The sequence below is a fragment of the Streptomyces sp. NPDC043908 genome (genome assembly GCF_056435525.1).
In genome coordinates this window covers 134094-152568 of the sequence record NZ_JBWKEI010000014.1, presented here as the reverse complement: position 1 = coordinate 152568, position 18475 = coordinate 134094, and the positions used below count along the sequence as shown (strand labels likewise).

Genomic DNA, 18475 nt, shown 5'->3' with positions numbered 1-18475 from the left:
CCAATCTACTGTTCTGTCTTCGACCACGGTTTGACGCCGAGCCTCCCGGTGGTTCCCAGGTCGAGGTTCAGGGTCAGCGTGACCGGGGAGGCGCTTGTTTTCGCACGGACTCGCACATAGGGCACGTTCACGGGCGTGCCGGACTCCGTGGTGTTGCGCCACACCAGGGCAGCGGTCGCGGACTGGCCGGGGCGCAGCGTGACGGGTCGGGGCTGCTGGTCGGGCCCGGCGCCTGTGGTGATCTCGCTGGTGCCATGGAGAGTCTTGATGCCGTGAACGGTCTTGTAGTTGCCGTCCAGGAGTTCCAGCAGTGGGTAGCCCTCGATGCTGTAGTTGCGCTTGCCGCAGTTGTCGAGATGCAGACCTACGACGCGCAGCCCCATAGCCGCATCCCCGTTGTCGGCGCTGACGCGGATCCCGGAGGCGGGACATGCCCCGGGCCCGGCAGGCGCTTCGTTCGCGGGGACTTTGGTCACTTTGAGGACCTTGGCCCGTGTGACCCGCGGTGCAGAGGGCGGTAGTTGACCGGCCCGGACCGTACCCCTCACGATTTTTCCTGGGCCGACGTTGCGCACGGTCGTGGTCTGACTGGCGACTGCCCCGCCATCACTGCTCATGAAGGTGATGACGACCGAGTAGGTGAGGGTTTGGGTGCCCTCGTTGGTGACCTCAAAGGACGCGACGGCGTCGCCTGAGTCCAGGGCAAGGCTGTCCGCGGAGACGGAAACGCGGCGGGTGGGTGTGGGGGAGGGGGAGGGGGACGTGAGGGTCAGTGAGGTGATCCGTACGCCGTCCTTGCCCGGATCCTGGACCTGCGGACGGGACGGCGGTACGGATGCGCGAGCGCCAGAGGCCCCAACGCCCGCGCTCTCCGTACCGCAGGACGTGAGCAGGAGGGCGGTCGCGCCGACAGCGGACAAGAGGGAGGAAGCTCTTCGCATTCGGTCACCTCATCAGGGAATGGACCACGGGCGTGTGGCGGAGGCCATAATTCCGGCCACAGACGTGTCACAACACTGGGTCCCGCAATGTCTATGAGAGCGGGCACCGGACGATGGGGCGGCGTCGCTGGATCAGCTTTTAGAAGGTGCTGTCTGCGGGTTCCCAGATTGAGCAGTCGTGGGCGAAGAGGACACGTCGTGGGTCGAAGTCGGCAAGCCGCTCCAGCCACGGCGCATAGTCGGGAAGAGGTTGTTCCGTGCCGTTGAGCGCGGCCTGGCGGGCCAGGTGGTCCGACGCGAAGTGAGAGGCGAAGTCGTGTGCCTGGCCGGCGAGGACCACGGTGCCGTCGTTTTGCCGGAGGACCAGCGACTGGTGTCCTGGGGTGTGCCCGGGAGTCGGGATGATCCAGACGCCCGGCCAGACCTCGGTTTCTCCTGCGAGTTCCTCGTACGTGGCACCGGGAAAGTCGATGAGTGCATCGATGGTGTAGTTGCCCCGACGGGCGGTGGCCAGCTCCGTTTCCTGGACCAGGATCGGCTTGCCGCTCAGCAACGGATTGCCGCCGCAGTGGTCGAAGTGGAGGTGGCAGTTCACGACCAGAGAGATGTCGTCGAGGGTGACTCCGGTCGCAGACAACGCCTCCTGCAGTTCACGACGTTGGGGTCGGTAGTGCGCCTCGGTTTCAGCGTCGCCGCTGCCGATGCCGGTGTCGAAGAGGATCAGTCCCTGGTCGTGCCGCACCAGGTAGCCGAGCACGGGTTCTACGCGCGGTTGCGGGCCACCTGCCTCTGAAGCCGGTCGGATGAAATACCCCAGGTCGAGTCGGCGCACTGCTGTGTTCTTCCCCATGCGGCCATCCTGGCAGGCGGTGATGGGCCGTCCAACGAGTCCGCCGACAGCACAACCATTACCTCACCGCGAGACGGTCATCTGGGTGACCTCGGACGGAGCCGGCAGCTTCTCCGCGGCCCGGGGGACGTCGTAACTAGGCAGGGCCGACTGTCCCCCGGGCTTCCGCTGCCTATGGCAGTGCCAGATGCTCTCCATGGAACTGCGTCCGCAGGGTCCGGTCGTGGGTGACCAGCACGATCGCCCCGGTGTAACCGGTCAGAGCCTCTTGCAGTTCCTCGACCAGCGCCGGTGACAGGTGGTTGGTGGGCTCGTCCAGCAGCAGGAGGTCGGCCGGCTCCGAAACCAGCCGCGCCAGATCCACGCGGCGGCGCTGGCCATACGACAGCTCGCCCATGCGCACATGCAGTTCCGCCGGGCGAAAGAGGCCGAGGGCGAGCAGAGCGTGGGCGTGCTCGTCGGGGCCGTCCACGCGGCCGAACCCGAACGCCTCGATCACCGTCAGTTCCGGTGGCCACGGCGTCTCGTCCTGACGCAGATGACCCACCCGGCCAGGCACCCGCAGCGACCCTTCGTCCGGCCGCAGTTCGCCGGCGAGCAGTTTCAGCAGTGTCGTTTTGCCGGCGCCGTTGGGGCCGGTGACGAGAAGCCGCCCGCGGGGGCCGAGGGTGAGAGAGGCGAGCTGCAGGCGGTCTCCTATGCGTACGTCCGTCAGCTGAACGGCAGGAATCTTCGCCGAAGCGGTATCGGTGCCGTCTCCGGCGACGTCCTGCGCCGTTCCCACGTGCGCAGTGAAGGCCAGTTGGTCGGGCGGTGGCACCACCGGGTTCGCGGTCAGCCGCTCGACCCGTTCGCGGGCGTTGCGGATACGGGCCATCGCGCCGTGCGCCCGGCCGCGGGCCCGGAAGCCGCCGTGGCCGAAGTTGGCCAGCGGCGCCTTACGCGGAACCGCGCTGAGACGTACGGCGTGGCCGGCGGCCAATTGCTCGTTGCGGGCCAGCTCGGACCGCCACTCCTCGTACTCCTGGAGCCGGCGGCGGCGATCCGCTGCCTTTGCCGTGCGGTAGCCGGTGTAGCCGTCGCCGTACCGGGTGATCTTTCCCGCTTCGGCCTCCAGGACCGTGGTGGTCAGGCTTTCCAGGAAGACGCGGTCGTGGGTGACCGCGAGCACCGTGCCGCTGTGTGCCTTGAGTTGTGCCTCCAGCCACTCCACGGCCTGATCGTCCAGGTCGTTCGTCGGCTCATCCAGAAGCAGCAGCTCGGGGCGGCCCGCGAGGACGCCGGCCAGGGCAAGACGAGAGCGCTCGCCGCCGGAAAGGGTGCCGAGTCGGCGCTGACGGTCCAGTCCCGGCAGGCCGAGATGGTGCAGAGCGATGTCCACCCGGTGGTCGGCGTCGTAGCCGTCCCGAGCCTCATAGCGTGCGAGGAGCGTGGCGTACGCGGCGAGTGCTGAGGGGTCCTGGCGGTCGCTGAGCGATCGCTCGGCCCGGCGAAGCTCTGCCTCCAGAACGCGCAGGTCGGCAAGGGCCAGGTCGACGGCGTCCTGGACGGTGGCGGTCGGAGGTAGGGACAGGGTCTGCGGCAGGTAGCCGATACCACCGGCCGCGGCCACGGTTATCTCACCGCTGTCGGGACGTTCCTGACCTGCGATGAGCCTGAGAAGGGTGGACTTGCCAGCCCCGTTGTCCCCGATGAGCCCGGCCTTCTCGCCCGGCTTGAGGGTGAAGGAAACCTGGTCGAGGACGGTGCGGCCGGGGTAGCGCTTCGTGACGTGGCAAAGGGTGAGTTGTGAGGTACGCAAGATGGGAGTCCCTCCTGGCCAGGTGGGTCTCTGCCCGGGCCGGATCGGGGTGGATGGCTGCACGGCGAGGCGCGGCGACGGCGGAGCGGTGCTCTACGCGGTCGGCGCGGAGAATTTCACAGGGAACCCATGCGAAGGACAGTACGGCACAACGAGGGGTTTGACAAGACGATACGTGTCGTCTCGTTGCTCATTTGGTGCGTCCGGATTCTCCTGGAGGTGGTGCCGAGCGCCGACCTGTACGACGCCGAAACCGCGGAGCGCTAGGCCGGATAGAGGCGGCGCGATGCCCCGCGCGCGGTCCTTCAGGGTTGAGCGGGAGCCTTGAGCAGGGGAACTACCGAGCCCGCCTCTTTGTACCGGCTGGTGTGGAACTGCCAGTGGTAGGTCGCCGCGATCTGGTCGGCGAGCGATTCGAGGTATTGCGCGGTCTGATCGGCCATGGGCGTGGCGGCGAGGGCTTGTTGGCTCAGGAGGATCTCTTCGAACTCGTCCGTGAGTTGGTTGACGTGGTCCACGGCGGCGTTGAACGCTTCCTGCGGCGAGCAGTGCAGGGCGGCCTGCGTGACGGGCACGAGGTTGAACATCTGCCCATGGCGGACGACTTCCTTGTGGTACGAGAAGAGGTCGTTCATGAGTCCGCCGATGTGGACGGTGATGTCACGGGCCCGGTCGATCACGGGATGGCGGATCACTTCGTCGGGCAGGAGGAACCCACGGGCATAGTCGGCGAGTTCGACCTCCACCTTCATCCCGGAATCGCTGTAACGGATGCGCGTGTACCGCTCGATGTCGGGGGTTCCGTTCACGTAGATGTCCCTGACCGGCCGTTTCATGGCTTGCAGGCACTGCTCCACCGCCGTCGCCAGTCGCTCCAGGAGAAGGGGCGGGGCGCTGTGCGAGAACAGTTCGCGCACCCGTGCGAAACCCGTGCTGATCGCTTTGCTGTCCGGTAGGGCGCCGGCCGACACGGCGCCGGTTCGCAGGGCCTCCACGGCCCTGTCCATCATGTCGGCCACTTCTGGGGACATGGTGTCGTCGAGGCTTGAGCGATGAGGGCTGTGCAAGTCGTCGACGTAGAAGAGTATGTCGTTGAGCAGGCCCATGGGGATGAGCCGGTCGGCTGGGGTCACGGGGAACAAGTACCTGGTCATGGAGGTGTAGGCCGCATGACTGGGTTGTGTCAGGCCTACCGCGAGACACTCTCTGCGGATGACGGCCTCGGCCCGGGTGGCGTCGGGGTTGCCATCGCGCGGTGGGAACCCTCGCAAATGCGAGAGATCGAAGGTGGAGGGTGGCTTGCCTGGGGCCATATGGTCTCGTTCCTCCTCCAACTGCCGGCGGCGGAAGCGTGGCTTGCTGGTATGGAGCTTCGACGCCCGCCCAGCGTGCGTCAAGGTCTGCCGGTGCCGGTGCCGGTGCCGGTGCCAGTGCCAGTGCCGTTGCCAGTGCCGGGGGAGGCGAGGGCGGGGCTCCGGACGACGGACTCGGCGCTCCGGACCCCCGCCGCGACGGGGCATGCCCGGGGGTGGACCCGGGGATCGATCGGGCCCACCCTGAGCGGCCTTCGCTGTGTCAGGAGCAGCTGGCCAGGAGGATGGAAATCACGTTGCAGTTGGCCGTGGCGCTGTCATTGACGGCGTTGGGGTCGGTCGGCATCGACGCGGTGCGGGTGCCGGTCACCGACACGCGGCCCAGTGAGAGCAGATGCAGAGGGATGTCGAAGGACTTGGTCGCGCCCGCACCGCTGGCGATGGCCCCCCAGGTGCAGGTGACGGTTTCTGCGTGAGTGGTGCATCCGGCAGACAGGCCCGTTGCGGTCGTACCCCGGGGCAGGGAGGCGGTGATCGTGGCCGAGGTGACGGCGTTGGGACCCGTGTTGTTGGCCGTCAGTGTGTAGCGGAGATAGGGCACCAGGATGCCCAGCTGCGGCTTGGCTGTGACGCGCACGCCGACGTCCGCGGAGGACGGCGTATAGGTGATGCTCACCGAGCCGTCGCCCGCGTGCACGCCCGTCTGGAAGACGGTGCCGGCCGGACCGTACCCGCTGCCTCCGCCTCCCCCTGCCGAGCCGACCGTGGCGGAGGGGCTGCTCAGGATGCCGCCGCCACCCCCGCCGCCGAACCAGCCCCCGCCTCCGCCGCCTCCGCCGGTACCGCTGGCACCGGCGCCGCCCGTGCCTCCGAAGCCCGGGGATCCGGCTGCCGCGGGCTCGGCGCCGTTCGCGCCGAGCCCGCCGGACCCGCCCGCGACGGCGGTTCCGGCGCCGCCGCCTGTCGCCCCGTCGCTCCCGTCGCCCCCGGGGGTAGCGGTGGTGCCGCCCCCGCTGCCGCCCGTGCCGCTGACCGCGGTGCCGATCCAGTTACCGCCACCTCCGCCGCCACCGGCCACCAGCAGCCGCTTGCTCAGGCCGTTGCCGCCCTTGCGTACATCTGAGGCGCCTCCTCCGGCGCCGCCGTCGGTGTCCGGATCGATACCCTTGCCTGCCGCGCCCGAGCCGCCGAAACCGCCCGATCCACCGACGTTGATCTGGAGGATCTGCCCCGGAGTGACCGCCAGTCGGCTCTGAGCCTCCCCGCCCAGTCCGCCCGCGCTGCCACCCGCAGGGCCGTCCTGGCCCTGGGCTCCGAAGGCGTCCACATCGATCGAGTACACCCCGGCGGGCACGGTGAAGGACTGGGAGCCGCCCGTATAGGCGAAGGTGACCGTCGTTGCGGCCAGCGCCGGTGGCGCGAATGCGACCAGCCCGGCGCCGGCGAGCGCGAGCGTGATCGTGCCCGGCAGAACCAGCCTGGTCAGCCACCTGGTCAGACTGCCTCGGAGCAGTCGTGAGGTCGAGGATCTGCTCTCGTGCGCGCAATGAGTTCTGAGTGACACGGGGGATGGCCTCCCTTTTCTGAGGGCTGCGATCCTGCCCCGGCGGCCCCCCTCGGACCGACTGGACGCGGCAGGCCGCCATGGCCCACCGCCCGCCCCTGCCCCAAGCATGAACGGACGCCGGTCCGGTGTTCCGTCCTCACCAGTGCTCCGCCCATGACCTCCTGGCCATGCCCCACGCAGAGGTCCTGAGGTGAGTCCGCTGCATACCGTTCACAGATCAACGAGCATGCCCGCCCGGAACCTGCGCCGAAAGGAGTCAACAGGCCACAGTCACGGGGGCCGGCCCCCGTCCCGGTCCGTCGGCCTTCACACCTTCCGGTGGGCGATACAGCCTGTTGCCTGTGGTGTTGGTGTTGTAGGCAAGGTTGAGGACAGCGGCGTCGCCGGGCTTGAGTGGTTCCACCCAGCGGGCTGAGCTTTCAGCCGTCGTAGGACGGCAGTTGCGACACCAGGTTGCGCGGGTGCAACCGCTGTTGCGACAGGCGTGAGTGCTCCGTAGGTTCCTGCATACGGCGTAACTACCGTGCGCCGTAAGAGCATTGATCGGAAGGATGAGGGGCGCTGACCCATCCGGCGCCCTCGCGAACCGTTATTCCTTGTGGATGTCGGCCGCGACGATGGTGCCGTTGCGAACGGTGTACGTGCCGGCGAAGAACTGATGCGTTCCGTCCGTCTGTGTCGCATCGAGCCGCACGGCCACGGTTTCCCCGGAGACGCCTTCGACGGTGACCGCGTCGGAGGCGGTGGTCGAGAAGCCCTTGACGTAGGAATCGTAGGTCCCGCCCAGGTTCTTCCCCCCGAGCTCCCAAGCACGCGCGTAGTCCTTGGTGTCGATGGCAGCGAAGTAGTCCTCGACGACCTGCTGGGCAGGTGCGGTGGTGGGGGTAGGTGCGGTCGTGGGGGTGGTGGGGGTCGGGGTCGGTGGGACCGACGTCGATGCGGGGTTGGATTGTGCCGGTACTGGTATCTCGCTGGCCTGGCTTGGAGGGTTTTGCGTAGCCGTCCGGGTGACGATGCTCTGCGAGACGGCGGGTGCGGGCTGCGGGGTGTCTCGGGAGACGCTGGTCATCACTGCGGCTGCGCCGCCGCCCACCAGTGCCGCAGCTAGTGCGGCTCCGGCGATCAGCGCCCACTTGCGGCGCCTGCGCCGATCGTCGCCGGTGGCGCCCCCACCTGGGTGGTCATCGTGGTCGGCGGAGGGCACCCGTACGGTCGGCGGAGTGGCCGACCGATGCTCGTCGTATCCCGCCGCGGCGGGCGCGGGTCGCTTGCCCAGCCCGTATGACGGCACCGGTGTGTGGGGTGTCGTCTCCGTCGGCTCCGGGGCGGAGCGCCCCTTGCTGGCGCTGTCCGTCGGCGGTGCGATTTGCGTCGGCGGATGCTCCGCTGTGCCGGGCGCGGGGGCGCTCACCGGCAGCCCGGCCGCCACATCGCCCAGCATCCGCTGAGCCTGCTCCGCTGTGGCCCGCTCGTTTGGGTCCTTACGGAGCAGCGCTTCTATGACAGGGGCGAGCGGGCCGGCATGCCGGGGTTCAGGAAGCTCCTCGGCGACCACCGCCTGCAAGGTGCTCATCGTCGTGGTGCGGCGGAACGGTGACTGCCCCTCCACCGCGGCGTACAGCGTTACGCCGAGCGACCACAGATCCGACTCCGGGCCCGGCCGGTGGCCCATGGCACGCTCGGGGGCGAGGTAGTCCGGCGAACCGACGACGTCGCCGGTGCGGGTCAGGCCGCTGGAGCCGCCCATGACGGCGATGCCGAAATCGCTGAGCACCACCCGGCCGCCGCGCTCAAGCAGCACGTTGGCCGGTTTGACGTCCCGGTGAAGAACCCCGAGCTGGTGCGCCCGGTCAAGCGCCGACAGCAACTGCACTCCGAGCCGGGCCGCGTCCCGTGGCAGCAGTGTCCCCTCCGTGGCAATGACATCGGCGAGCGATTGGCCGTCGATCAGCTCCATCACGATCCACGGTCGACCGTCCTCTTCCAGCACGTCGAATACGGTGACGACCCCCGGATGTTTGACGCGCGCCGCGGCCCTTGCCTCCTGTTCCATGCGGGTGTGCAGCACCGCGAGCTCTTCGTGGGGCAGACCGCTGACCGTCAGCTCCTTCACCGCCACTTCACGGTTGAGCACCTGATCCTGCGCCCGCCACACGGTTCCCATCCCGCCGCGGCCGAGCTGTTCGACGAGGAGATACCGACCGGCCAGTAGCCGTTCCGCAGCGCTGCTCATGGCGCCGCCGAGCCGTCATCGCACAGGCGCGGGCATCGTGCACGATGTACGTATCGTCATGGCTCCTCACTTCCGCCGTCATGCGGCAGAGGATCCCGTCTCTTTCCATGCTGTGCCGACTGCTCGGTGTTGTCGCGCTGAGCGGATGTGAAGGCTGTGCATCAGAGCGGATTGTCCATCGGGTGGCGATCAGGGCGCGGATGCGGACCTCGGGATCGGGGCCGCGCAGGACGAGCCGGGTGACGCTTCGCCCGACTCGAGATCCTCTACAGCGGTAAGCCGAGTCTCGCGGTCAGAGGCTTGTAGGGGCTTGCAGCATGCCCCTGGGCACACCGAAGGCTGTCACCGAATCACACCGAAACGTAACGGAAGGTCGGTCCCGAGCCGAAGAGCCTGTGCGGTTCGCTGCCGCTGGATCTGCTTCCCGTTACGGGAGGCGCCCCACGCCCGCACAGGCTCGGCCGGTGAGAGCTGGGCGGAGGTCAACTCCGGTCCCGTGATCGGTGGCCAGTGACGTTTCTGTGGTGAATGGAATAGTCCGTTGGAGTGAGTAAAGGTCTAGTACGGCGACGATCTAGAGATGGCCCAGAAAGGATCAGGGTCGGGTAAAGCGCTGCGTGTCGCAGCGTCCTCCCAGGGTTCGTACCTCTTCTCCCCTCGAAGGAGCTGACGATGAGTTACGGGAACAAACTGCGTGCCCAGATCGCGGAGCCGGGCACCACACCTCTGATCGGCGTGTACGACATGTATTCGGCCTCGGTCGCCGCCGGGCACTACGACGCGATGTTCGTCTCGGGGTTCGGGTTCGCCGCCTCCCACTACGGGCTCCCCGACATCGGCTTCATCGCCTGGCCGGACATGCTGGCCTTCGTCCAGCGCCTGCGCGGAGCCTTCCCCCAGCATCACCTGCTCGTGGACATCGACGACGGTTACGTCGACGTGGAGGTCGCCTGCCACATGGTGGAAGGCCTGGAGCGGATCGGTGCCTCCGGGGTGATCCTCGAAGACCAGAAGCGCCCGCGCCGGTGCGGGCATGCCGACGGGAAGCAGGTCCTGCCGCTGTCCGAGTATCTCGACAAGCTGGAGGCGGTGCTCGAAACCCGTAAGGACATGCTGGTCGTGGCCCGTACGGACGCCACCGAGGAGGCTGACATTCTGCGCCGGGCCGAGGCCCTGGCCGCGACCGCCGCCGACGTCGTCCTGGTCGACGGGGTCCGCAGCGTCGAATGGATTCGGCGCATCCGCGAAGTCGTCGGCATCAAGCCGCTGCTGTTCAACCAGATCGCCGGCGGCAAGTCACCGCGGCTCTCCCTGACTGAACTGACCGAACTCGGCGTCGACGTCGCGATCTACAGCACGCCGTGCCTCTTCGCCGCCCACCGGGCGATGGACACCGCCCTGGCCGAACTGCGACTGGCCGACGGTCGGCTGCCTGCCGCGGAGGGACCCAACGGGGGGATCGGCGTGGGGGAGTCCACCAGGCTCCTGGCCAAGAACATCGCTCGTCGCCAGATGGTCCCCGCCGCCCCTCAGAGCGCCGGGGTATGAGCGGCGCGCGCATCCGGGCCGCCGCCTTCCTGGCGGTGACCCTGGTCTGCGGCAGCGCGGCATCCGCCGTGGCAGGGAGCCTGATCACCGTCGTCGACAATTCCCATGCCGATTCGATCCTGGAAGTCGACCGCACTGCCAACATCCAGACCGGAAGCGGCACCGCCGGCAGCGACCACGACGGCAGCGCCGTCGACATGTTCGCCACTCTCATAGACTCCGTGCACGCCGAACGCGACAACAAGTAGGCCGACTACCGGTGCGGTCGGCCCCGGTAGGGTGCCGATCGCATCGACGTCAGCACGACGGCCATCAGCGGTGATTCGTCGGGAGCCGGAGCCGGAGCCGGAGCCGGACCGCTTAGAAGCCCGGCGTCGGTACGGTCGTCGACGACTGCCACTCTCGCCTGAGTAGCCCGAACACCCACGAGTCGGAGACCTCGCCGTTCACGACGCAGTCTTCCCGCAACGTCCCTTCTCGCACGAATCCGAGTTTCTCCAGAACCCGGGCAGAGGCCACGTTGCGCGTATCGGCCTCGGCCTGCACTCGGTTGAGGTCCAGTGTGTCGAAGCCCCACTGCAGCAAGGCATGCGCGGCTTCCGTCGCGTAACCGTGGCCCCACATCGCACCGTCGAGGACATAGCCCAGCGACGCACTGCGATTGCCCGGGTCCCATTGCGTCAGACCGCACCAGCCGACGAACGCCCCGTCAGAAACACGATCGATGGCCACCCGCGCTCCGGTACCTTCTTCCGCCATCCGTCCGCACATCGCGATGAAGCGCTCAGCGCGCGCCCGTTCGTTCCACGGTGCTGAGTCCCAGTACCGCATCACATGGGTGCTGCTGTGCAGTGCGAAGAGGCGGTCCGCGTCGGCGTCGCCGAAGGGGCGCAGGCGCAGGCGAGTGGTGAGTAACACGGGAGTGGCCAGTGTCATGCGGACCATCTTGCGTCCGCATGGGGTGGGCAGGACACCGAATATCCGACCCCGGTCCGGTCCTGGCCCCTCCGGGCAACGTCGCTGCCAGAAGTCGACTTGTGCCGAGCCCGCCCGGGCCGCTCGTAGGATGGAGCGCGGGGGCCCGGGGCGGGCCTCTTCGTCTGGTCCGTTCGGTGCCCCGGACGGAACCGCCTAGTAGCTGTCGTATGCGGGCTTGCCGGTCGGGCGGTAGACGCCGACGACGGTGCCACCCTTCGTCGTCGAAACGCTGACCGGCTCCAGTGCGGTGGGGATCGCTCCGTCGGCGAAGAGCCGCTTGCCGGTGCCGATGATCACCGGGTGGATGGTCAGCCGGTACTCGTCGACCAGGCCGTGCTGCATGAGGGTCTGGGCGAGGTCGCCACTGCCCACAACGTTGATGTCGCCGCCGTCGGACGCCTTCAGCGTGCGTACGGCATCGACGGTGTCGCCTTCCAGCAGCGTGGAGTTCTGCCACTCGACGGACGTCAGGGTCCGAGACGCCACGTACTTGTGCATGCTGTTCATCCGATGGGTGAAAGGGTTTTCGGGATCGGCGGTCGGCCAGTACGAGGCGAAGATGTCGTACGTCCTGCGGCCGAGCAGCATCGCGTCGGAGGCCTCGTACCAGCCGGCGATGGCCGTGCCGACCTCCTCGTCGGTCACCGGCTTCTGCCAGCCACCGTGCTCGAAGCCGCTCTGTGCGTCCTCGTCCGGGCCGCCCGGTGCCTGCATGACGCCGTCCAGCGTCAGGAACGTGCAAATGATGATCTTGCGCATGGTGCGCTCCCTTCGTTGACAGGTAGACCGCACCACCGCTCAAAACTCATCGGCGGGACTTCCGCAGTGCGGCACGCGCGTCTGGCTCCACTCTGCAGCCGCCGCCGACAGGAGGCCACCAGGGATCTGACACGCCGCATCCAGGCTCCTACTCACCGTAACCGTGCGGCCTGGGAAAGCACCCTATTCCCGCATAAACTCACCAGGACCGGCAGGCCACTCGCCTGGGCGACGCGCGCCCTCCGGAAGCGGCCCGCGCACCTGCCCACCGGCGTCAGGAGCGGACGGCGGCCACGAGCTCGCCGGTTGTCACCACCTGGGCGAAGCCGCCGCCGTGCAGCGAGACGGCACTGGCTCGGGCCAGTTCGTCGGCCGTCAGCTGCCAGCCGTTCGGGCCGGTCAGGTCGAAGGTGTGGGTGGCGTCGAGGGCGACCAGCACGTCGTAGCCGAGGTTGCCGCCCATGCGGGCGGTCGTCTCCACGCACATATTGGTCTGGATGCCGACCAGGACGATCTGGGTGATGCCGGCAGCCTTGAGCCAGGGGTCGAGTTCGGGGGTGCCGTAGAACGCCGAGTTCACGGACTTGGTGACGAGCAGCTCCGGGCCGGGGCCCTTGCCGCGCCGCGCCTGGACGTACTCCTTGAAGTCATTCCCCTCGTATCCGGTCCGCAGGGGCGAGCCGGGCTTGTTCGAGTCATGCCGTACGAAGACGACGGGTCGGTCCGTGCGCTGCCAGGCCGCGATCAGCGAGGCGATGTTCTCGTCGGCGCCCGGGTTGTTGCGTGGTCCCCAGAACTCCGACTCGTCGAAGCCCTTCTGCACGTCCACTACGACCAGGGCTGCGTTCTGTGTGATCTCCATGCCGATGATCCTGCCGCTCCGGACGGCTGTCTCCCAGAGGACCAGAAGACAGCGATCGATGGTTTACTGCCACCGTGACGCGACTCGTAAGGGCCCACCGCATTGCCCTGCTCGCCTTCCCCGGCATCCGAGCCTTCGACGTCTCGGTGATCACCGAAGTGTGGGGTACGAACCGCACGGGCGACGGAGTACCCGCCTTCGAACTGCGCCGGGTCGCCGCGGACCCGGCCCCCGTGACGATGCGCGGCGGGCTCGCGCTCACGCCCGACCGCACTCTCGCCTGGCTGCCCCGCGCCGAGCTGATCCTCGTGCCGGGCCTGGACGACCACGCCACCCCGGCGCCCGAGCCCATCCTCGCCGCGCTCCGGCGTGCGCACGCCCGGGGGACCACCATCGCCGCGCTGTGCGGCGGCGCCTTCACCCTCGCTCAAGCGGGACTGCTGGATGGACGCCGGGCGCTGACCCACTGGGCACTGACCGATCTGCTGAAGACCCGGCACCCCCAGGTGCACGTCGAGCCCGACGCCCTGTTCGTCGAGGACGGCAACCTGTGGACGGCCGCCGGCACCGCCGCGGGCATCGATCTGTGCCTGCACCTGGTGCGCACCGCTCATGGCGCGGAAGCCGCCGCGACCATCGCCCGCTCCATGGTCACCGCCCCCTTTCGGACAGGAACCCAAGCCCAGTTCATCGAACACCCGACGCCGGCCGCCGACCGTGACGTGGACGTGCTGGCCGAGGTGCGTGCCTTCGCCCTGGCCCACCTCGGTGAGCCGCTCACCGTGGCCGCGCTCGCCGCTCGCTCCGGAATGTCGCCGCGTTCCTTCGCGCGGCACTTCACGGCGGCGACGGGGACAACGCCGCTGAGCTGGCTCTTGGGCCATCGCGTCGCGGCGGCCCAGAAACTGCTCGAACGCACTGATCTGCCCATGCCCGAGATCGCCCGCCGGTGCGGTTTCGGCAGCGAAGTCACCATGCGCCAGCACTTCGCGTCCCGCCTGGGGACCAGTCCGCGGGCCTACCGCACCTCGTTCGCCCAACCGTCAAGGTACTGACCCGGTTCTCGGTTCCAAGTCCCGGTGGTATCGGCGGCCGTGGGTGTCACCGGAAGCGGCGTGCCACGGCGTGGAAGGACTGTTTGGGCTCCCAGTGACCGGTTTCCAGGTAACCGGTATCGAAGTTGACGCCCTTGTAGGTGAGCGGTCCAGCGGTCCGCGATGACGCCGCCGGCACGGTAGCTGTCGTATGGGCACGCGCGTTGCCGGCGATGCAGAGGGTGGAGAGCGCCGCGGCGCCCGCAAGGAGCGTCCGGCGGGTGGTAGGTGCTGAGGGTGCTGGGGTCATGCTGCCAGCCTGTACGCAGTGGGGCGGGCGGCACGTCGGCCGAAAGGCTCCCACCCCACGACCAAAGTCGTTACCGGGTCCGACCTTCGGCGCGTGGAGAGCGTGGCCTCGATCGCCGCATTCCGCACTCCCTCGGCATCTCCGCGGCCGATCTGCATCACAGTCGGGCAGGGCAGCACGAACCCCATCAGATCCCGCTCGGACCCGGCCCGGCGCAGTCGACCGGGCAGCACTCCGACGTTCAGCCCTGGCAGCGCTCTTTTCAGCAGGCTGTAGCCGAGCATCCGCAATGCGTCATCTTCGGTTCTATAAGCACCCCTTGGGCTTGCCTAAACAGATTACCCAGGAAAGTGATCTTGGGTGATAACGTCGGCACGCTGTGCAATTGCACACAAGTGGAGCCACTCATTCCATGATAACGATCTTCCTAAATGGCGCCTCGCGGGCCCGCCGCTCATTGGAATGGACCTTTGATGCCCGCCCGATCAAATCTGGTACACAGAACGGAACTTGAGGGAACGTCAGTAGCGTCCGCGCATTGCCCAGAAGTGCCCGCTCCTATTCCCCGCACAAAGCAGCCCTGTCAGTTCGTGCATCCGCTCTGGCACACTTCCGGCCAACCACAACTCCCCCACAGAAATGAGGTGTGGCCTTGTCCGGTCGCAGAAGACAGGTGCAGCAACGGCGGCGAAGACGCGGCATGCTCGTCGTAGCGGTAGCCGTCACGGCGGGAGCCCTCGCCGGTACAGCGGCACTCGGTGGCGTCTTCGACCACCACGCGTCCCGGCCCGAGATCACCGCCGCGCGAGCCGAGGCGGACGGTCCCGCTCCGGCGCCCGCACACGACAAGACGCCGGAACCGGTGGCACGAATACCCAACGAGGACCGCACGCGCGGCCTGGTCTACAAGGGCCTGCGTTCCGCGCCCAAGGGTGACCGTTGCGCCGGCGTCCTGCGCACCCCAGACGGCCGGTGCACGCACGGTCCCGACAAGCCCCCCAAGGGGGTGGACATTTCGAAGGACACGCCACCCGCCGTGAAGGCGCAGGGAACGGCGGGAACACCAAGCCGTCCCGCCACCCAGAAACCCTCCCCGGACCAGCCGTCCTCCGGCACCACCGCCTCGGTGGACGCCCGCCGGCCGGGCGCCGCCGCCAAGGCACCGCCCGCCGCCCCCACGCGGGGCTCCGGAACCGGAAAGGCGGCGCCGGGTGGTCAGGCGGTGCAGTGCGACGGCGACGGGATCACGGGCAACCGGGTGCAGGTGGTGTACGCGCACGGTCCCGGCAACGACCGGTACGGCGAGTACCTGGCGTCGTTCCGCAAGTGGGCCGCCGACGCCGACACCATCTACTTCGCCAGCGCTCAGGAGACCGGCGGCGTACGGCACATCCGGTACGTGACCGGCGCCGACTGCACGCCGTCCGTGCTCAACGTGGAGGTGGCGAACGCGGCACTCGCCGAGTTCGGTGCTCTGAACTCCGCACTCGCCGCCAAGGGCTTCGACCGGCGCGACCGCAAGTACATGATCTTCGCGGACGCCAAGGTCTACTGCGGCATCGGAACCTTCAACGGTGACGAGCGCCCCGGCGCCGCCAACCTCAGCAACTTCGGCCCTTCCTACGGCCGTACGGATGCCGGATGCTGGGGTGGTTCCACCGCGGCGCACGAGCTCGGACACAACCTCGGGGCGGTCAACAACAGCGCACCGAACAGCAGCCGTGGCGCCCACTGCACCGACGAGTGGGACGTCATGTGCTACTCGGACACGCCGTACTACCCCACCATGCGCAACGTCTGTACCGAGCGGAACCATGACGAGCGCCTGGACTGCAATCACGACGACTACTACAACACCAGCCCACGGGCGGGCAGTTACCTCACCACGCACTGGAACGTCGCGAACAACCAGTTCCTGATGACCGGCGGTGGAACCCGGCCCGACCCGAACCCCAACCCCAACCCGAGCCCCACCCCGACCCCGACCCCGAAGCCGACCGGCAGCACCGGACCGACGACGGGCCCCGTCCCGGTCCTCGGACAGCTGACGTCCGACTCGGCCGTGGTCAGCTGGCCGGCGGCGCCCTCCGCCGCCTGGTATCAGCTCGTGCTCAACGGCAGCCACCTGGCATGGGTCCAGCCCAACTCGGCCCGGGTCTACAACCTGCGCCCCGACACCGACTACAGGCTCGCCGTGGCGGTCCGCGACCAGGCCGGCCACGACTCCGCGCCCGGACGCACGCTCTCGTTCCACACCCCGCCCGTCGGCAGCACCACCCAACCCGGCACGCGGTACACGCTGACCAATGGCCACACTGGGCTGGCGGCTGAGATCTGGGGCGGCCAGAGCGCCGACGGCGCCGTCCTGGTCGGTTCGCAGCCCAACGGGTTCACCCCTCAGCAGTGGTACCTCGATGACGCTTCCGGCGGCCATGCGCGCCTTCGCTCGGCCGTGTCCGGCAAGTGCCTGCAGCTCGGCGGTGCCCCGGCTGCGGGCCAGTGGATCGCCCAGAAGCCCTGCTCCGGCAGTGACGCCCAGCAGTGGCGACTGACCACGTCCGGAACCGGTCTGCGCCTGACCGCCAAGAACAGCTCACTCGTCCTGGGCGTCGGCAATCGCCCGTACTACGGAGCCTGGCTGCTCGAACTCCAGGACCCAGGCACCTCCAGCTACCAGACCTGGACCTTGCAGAAAGCATCCTGACCCACCCCTAGTGGCAGGGGCCGTCGTCATACGGCCCCTGCCACCCCCCACCCCCCCCTCACACCGGAGTCACCCCCTCATGCCCGATCGCCGCTCCACGGCAGTGGCCGCCGCCCTCACGGGTTTGTTCTTCCTGGGCTCCACGGCAACGGCACACGCCCACGGCGACACCATCCACCTGACCGTCACGGGCGTGTCCGCCGGCCACCCCGTCACCAGGGCGACCTGGGAGGACGACGGTCACCCCGTCAAAGAGGCAGTCGCCGGAACCCTCACTGCCACCTCGGCTGACGGCACCAGCGTCGGGCCCTGGCGGTTCGTACCGGTAGCCGGCGAGCCCGGTACCTTCACCACCGCCGAGGCGCTGCCCGCCGGCCACTGGACCATCACGGCGCAGACGGCCTTCCCGGCACTCGGCCGCGCCGAGTCCCAAGCCGAAGTGGCCCCCGCGTCGGTTGCTCCGCCGCCCGCCGCACAGGCAGTGGCGACACCTCGCGGGGCGGCAGCACCTGATACCGACACCGACGGCGGTCCCGGCGCAGGCACCCCGCTGGCCATCGGCGCCGGCGTCCTGTTCGTCGCCATCGCCGGCCTCGCCGTATTCCGTCTGCGGCGCCGCAGCCGTATCCGCCCTTCCTGATCAGGACGACCACCCTGATCAAGACAAAGGAACCACCCATGCACAGATTCCGCAGGACATCCCGCACACCCGGCCATACGCTGCCCGGCAGGCAAGCCCCCGGCAGGCAAGCGCGCAGAAGAACGCTGACGTCCGCAGTGGCCGCGGCCACCCTGTCCGCCGGCCTCCTGCTGGCCGGCGCCCCGCAGGCCCAGGCCGCCATCACCGGAACAGTCGTCGGCGGCCAGGGCAACTTCACCACCATCAACCAGCGTTCCCTGCCCACCTTGTCCTCCAATGTCACCGGAAGCTCTCCGGTGGGTGACCACATCCCGATGGTCTGCCGGACCACCGGCGACGCCGTGGAGAACAACTCGCGCTGGATCTGGTCCGGGGCCTACTACCTCGCCGACGCGTTCATCCGCGAGGACACCGGCAGCCTGCCGGTGTGCGGCACCACCCGGCCTGCCAGCTGGACGGCCCTCAACATCGGCATGCAGAAGCAGGTCCAGAACCAGTGGTGCTGGGACGCCTCGGGCCTGACCATCGCCAACTACTGGGGATACACCGGTTACACCCAGTACGACTTCTGCCGACTGGCCGCCCAGAACAGCTGGCTGGACTGCAACAACCAGCCCGCCACGCTGGGCGACATGGCCAACGCCCTCAAGAACATGGGCTTCCGCAACAGCGGCACCGACCTGTACCGCAGCGCCTCCTTCAGCGAGACCCAGAACGAGATCGCGAACGGGCGCCCGTTCGCCGTCCGCATCGGCTGGACCTCCGGCGGCGGGCACATGAACGTCATCTACGGCTACGACAGCACCAGCAACATGGTGGCGGTCGGCGACCCCTGGCCCAGCACCCAGACCTACACCTGGTGGAACTACTCCACCTACGCCGGAAACAACTCCTTCCGGTGGACCCATACGCGCACAGGCATCCACGGTTAGGGG

16 protein-coding genes are annotated in these 18475 nt (G+C 68.5%); 7 read left to right on the top strand and 9 right to left on the bottom strand.

Annotation, left to right across the window (positions count from 1 at the left end):
• Window positions 1-5 precede the first annotated feature (5 nt).
• The 3 genes from AC069K_RS27995 to AC069K_RS27985 all read right to left on the bottom strand — a co-directional run bounded on the left by AC069K_RS27995 (window position 6) and on the right by AC069K_RS27985 (window position 3592).
• Window positions 6-941 carry a DUF4232 domain-containing protein gene (locus AC069K_RS27995; RefSeq protein WP_478620987.1) on the bottom strand — a complete coding sequence of 312 codons (936 nt, stop codon included), beginning with the start codon at window positions 939-941 and terminating at the stop codon, window positions 6-8.
• A gap of 139 nt (window positions 942-1080) precedes the next feature.
• On the bottom strand, window positions 1081-1791 hold the full coding sequence (locus AC069K_RS27990; protein ID WP_478620985.1) for an N-acyl homoserine lactonase family protein: 711 nt from the start codon (window positions 1789-1791) through the stop codon (window positions 1081-1083).
• Window positions 1792-1963: 172 nt separating this feature from the next.
• Window positions 1964-3592 carry a TlrC/CarA/OleB/SrmB family ABC-F type ribosomal protection protein gene (locus AC069K_RS27985; protein ID WP_478620983.1) on the bottom strand — a complete coding sequence of 543 codons (1629 nt, stop codon included), beginning with the start codon at window positions 3590-3592 and terminating at the stop codon, window positions 1964-1966.
• Between the two features lie 129 nt (window positions 3593-3721).
• On the opposite strand from AC069K_RS27985, the gene AC069K_RS27980 reads away from it, so the two are divergent.
• Entirely contained in the window at window positions 3722-3859 is a 138-nt protein-coding gene (locus AC069K_RS27980) for a hypothetical protein (protein WP_478620981.1), read from the top strand.
• 38 nt (window positions 3860-3897) lie between these two features.
• Here AC069K_RS27980 and AC069K_RS27975 read toward each other — a convergent pair whose 3' ends face one another.
• The 3 genes from AC069K_RS27975 to AC069K_RS27965 all read right to left on the bottom strand — a co-directional run bounded on the left by AC069K_RS27975 (window position 3898) and on the right by AC069K_RS27965 (window position 8705).
• A complete protein-coding gene (locus AC069K_RS27975) occupies window positions 3898-4725 on the bottom strand; it encodes a terpene synthase family protein (protein ID WP_478620979.1) in 828 nt (275 codons plus the stop codon).
• Window positions 4726-5167: 442 nt separating this feature from the next.
• The gene (locus tag AC069K_RS27970; RefSeq protein WP_478620977.1) at window positions 5168-6469 is read right to left on the bottom strand and encodes a glycine-rich protein; all 1302 of its coding nucleotides are present in this window, start codon (window positions 6467-6469) and stop codon (window positions 5168-5170) included.
• A 592-nt stretch (window positions 6470-7061) separates the two neighbouring features.
• Window positions 7062-8705, bottom strand: coding sequence for a protein kinase domain-containing protein (locus AC069K_RS27965; RefSeq protein WP_478620975.1), 1644 nt, complete (start codon window positions 8703-8705; stop codon window positions 7062-7064).
• A 672-nt stretch (window positions 8706-9377) separates the two neighbouring features.
• On the opposite strand from AC069K_RS27965, the gene AC069K_RS27960 reads away from it, so the two are divergent.
• Window positions 9378-10253: an isocitrate lyase/PEP mutase family protein gene (locus tag AC069K_RS27960; protein WP_478620973.1), complete on the top strand. Its 876-nt coding sequence runs from the start codon at window positions 9378-9380 to the stop codon at window positions 10251-10253.
• Entirely contained in the window at window positions 10250-10501 is a 252-nt protein-coding gene (locus AC069K_RS27955) for a hypothetical protein (RefSeq protein WP_478620971.1), read from the top strand. The genes AC069K_RS27960 and AC069K_RS27955 overlap by 4 nt, the downstream gene beginning before the upstream one ends.
• A gap of 112 nt (window positions 10502-10613) precedes the next feature.
• Here AC069K_RS27955 and AC069K_RS27950 read toward each other — a convergent pair whose 3' ends face one another.
• The 3 genes from AC069K_RS27950 to AC069K_RS27940 all read right to left on the bottom strand — a co-directional run bounded on the left by AC069K_RS27950 (window position 10614) and on the right by AC069K_RS27940 (window position 12852).
• Entirely contained in the window at window positions 10614-11189 is a 576-nt protein-coding gene (locus AC069K_RS27950) for a GNAT family N-acetyltransferase (RefSeq protein ID WP_478620969.1), read from the bottom strand.
• A 195-nt stretch (window positions 11190-11384) separates the two neighbouring features.
• On the bottom strand, window positions 11385-11990 hold the full coding sequence (locus AC069K_RS27945; protein WP_478620967.1) for a dihydrofolate reductase family protein: 606 nt from the start codon (window positions 11988-11990) through the stop codon (window positions 11385-11387).
• Between the two features lie 274 nt (window positions 11991-12264).
• Window positions 12265-12852 (bottom strand): cysteine hydrolase family protein, encoded by a 588-nt coding sequence (locus AC069K_RS27940; protein WP_478620965.1) that lies wholly within the window; start codon window positions 12850-12852, stop codon window positions 12265-12267.
• A 74-nt stretch (window positions 12853-12926) separates the two neighbouring features.
• Between AC069K_RS27940 and AC069K_RS27935 the strand changes: the two genes are divergently transcribed.
• From AC069K_RS27935 to AC069K_RS27920, 4 genes are all read left to right on the top strand, one after another.
• Window positions 12927-13907 (top strand): GlxA family transcriptional regulator, encoded by a 981-nt coding sequence (locus AC069K_RS27935; RefSeq protein WP_478620963.1) that lies wholly within the window; start codon window positions 12927-12929, stop codon window positions 13905-13907.
• A 989-nt stretch (window positions 13908-14896) separates the two neighbouring features.
• The gene (locus AC069K_RS27930) at window positions 14897-16900 is read left to right on the top strand and encodes an RICIN domain-containing protein (protein WP_478620961.1); all 2004 of its coding nucleotides are present in this window, start codon (window positions 14897-14899) and stop codon (window positions 16898-16900) included.
• A gap of 79 nt (window positions 16901-16979) precedes the next feature.
• Window positions 16980-17540, top strand: a complete 561-nt coding sequence (locus AC069K_RS27925; RefSeq protein ID WP_478620960.1) for a hypothetical protein — start codon at window positions 16980-16982, stop codon at window positions 17538-17540.
• A 137-nt stretch (window positions 17541-17677) separates the two neighbouring features.
• The gene (locus AC069K_RS27920) at window positions 17678-18472 is read left to right on the top strand and encodes a papain-like cysteine protease family protein (RefSeq protein WP_478620958.1); all 795 of its coding nucleotides are present in this window, start codon (window positions 17678-17680) and stop codon (window positions 18470-18472) included.
• Window positions 18473-18475: the final 3 nt, after the last annotated feature.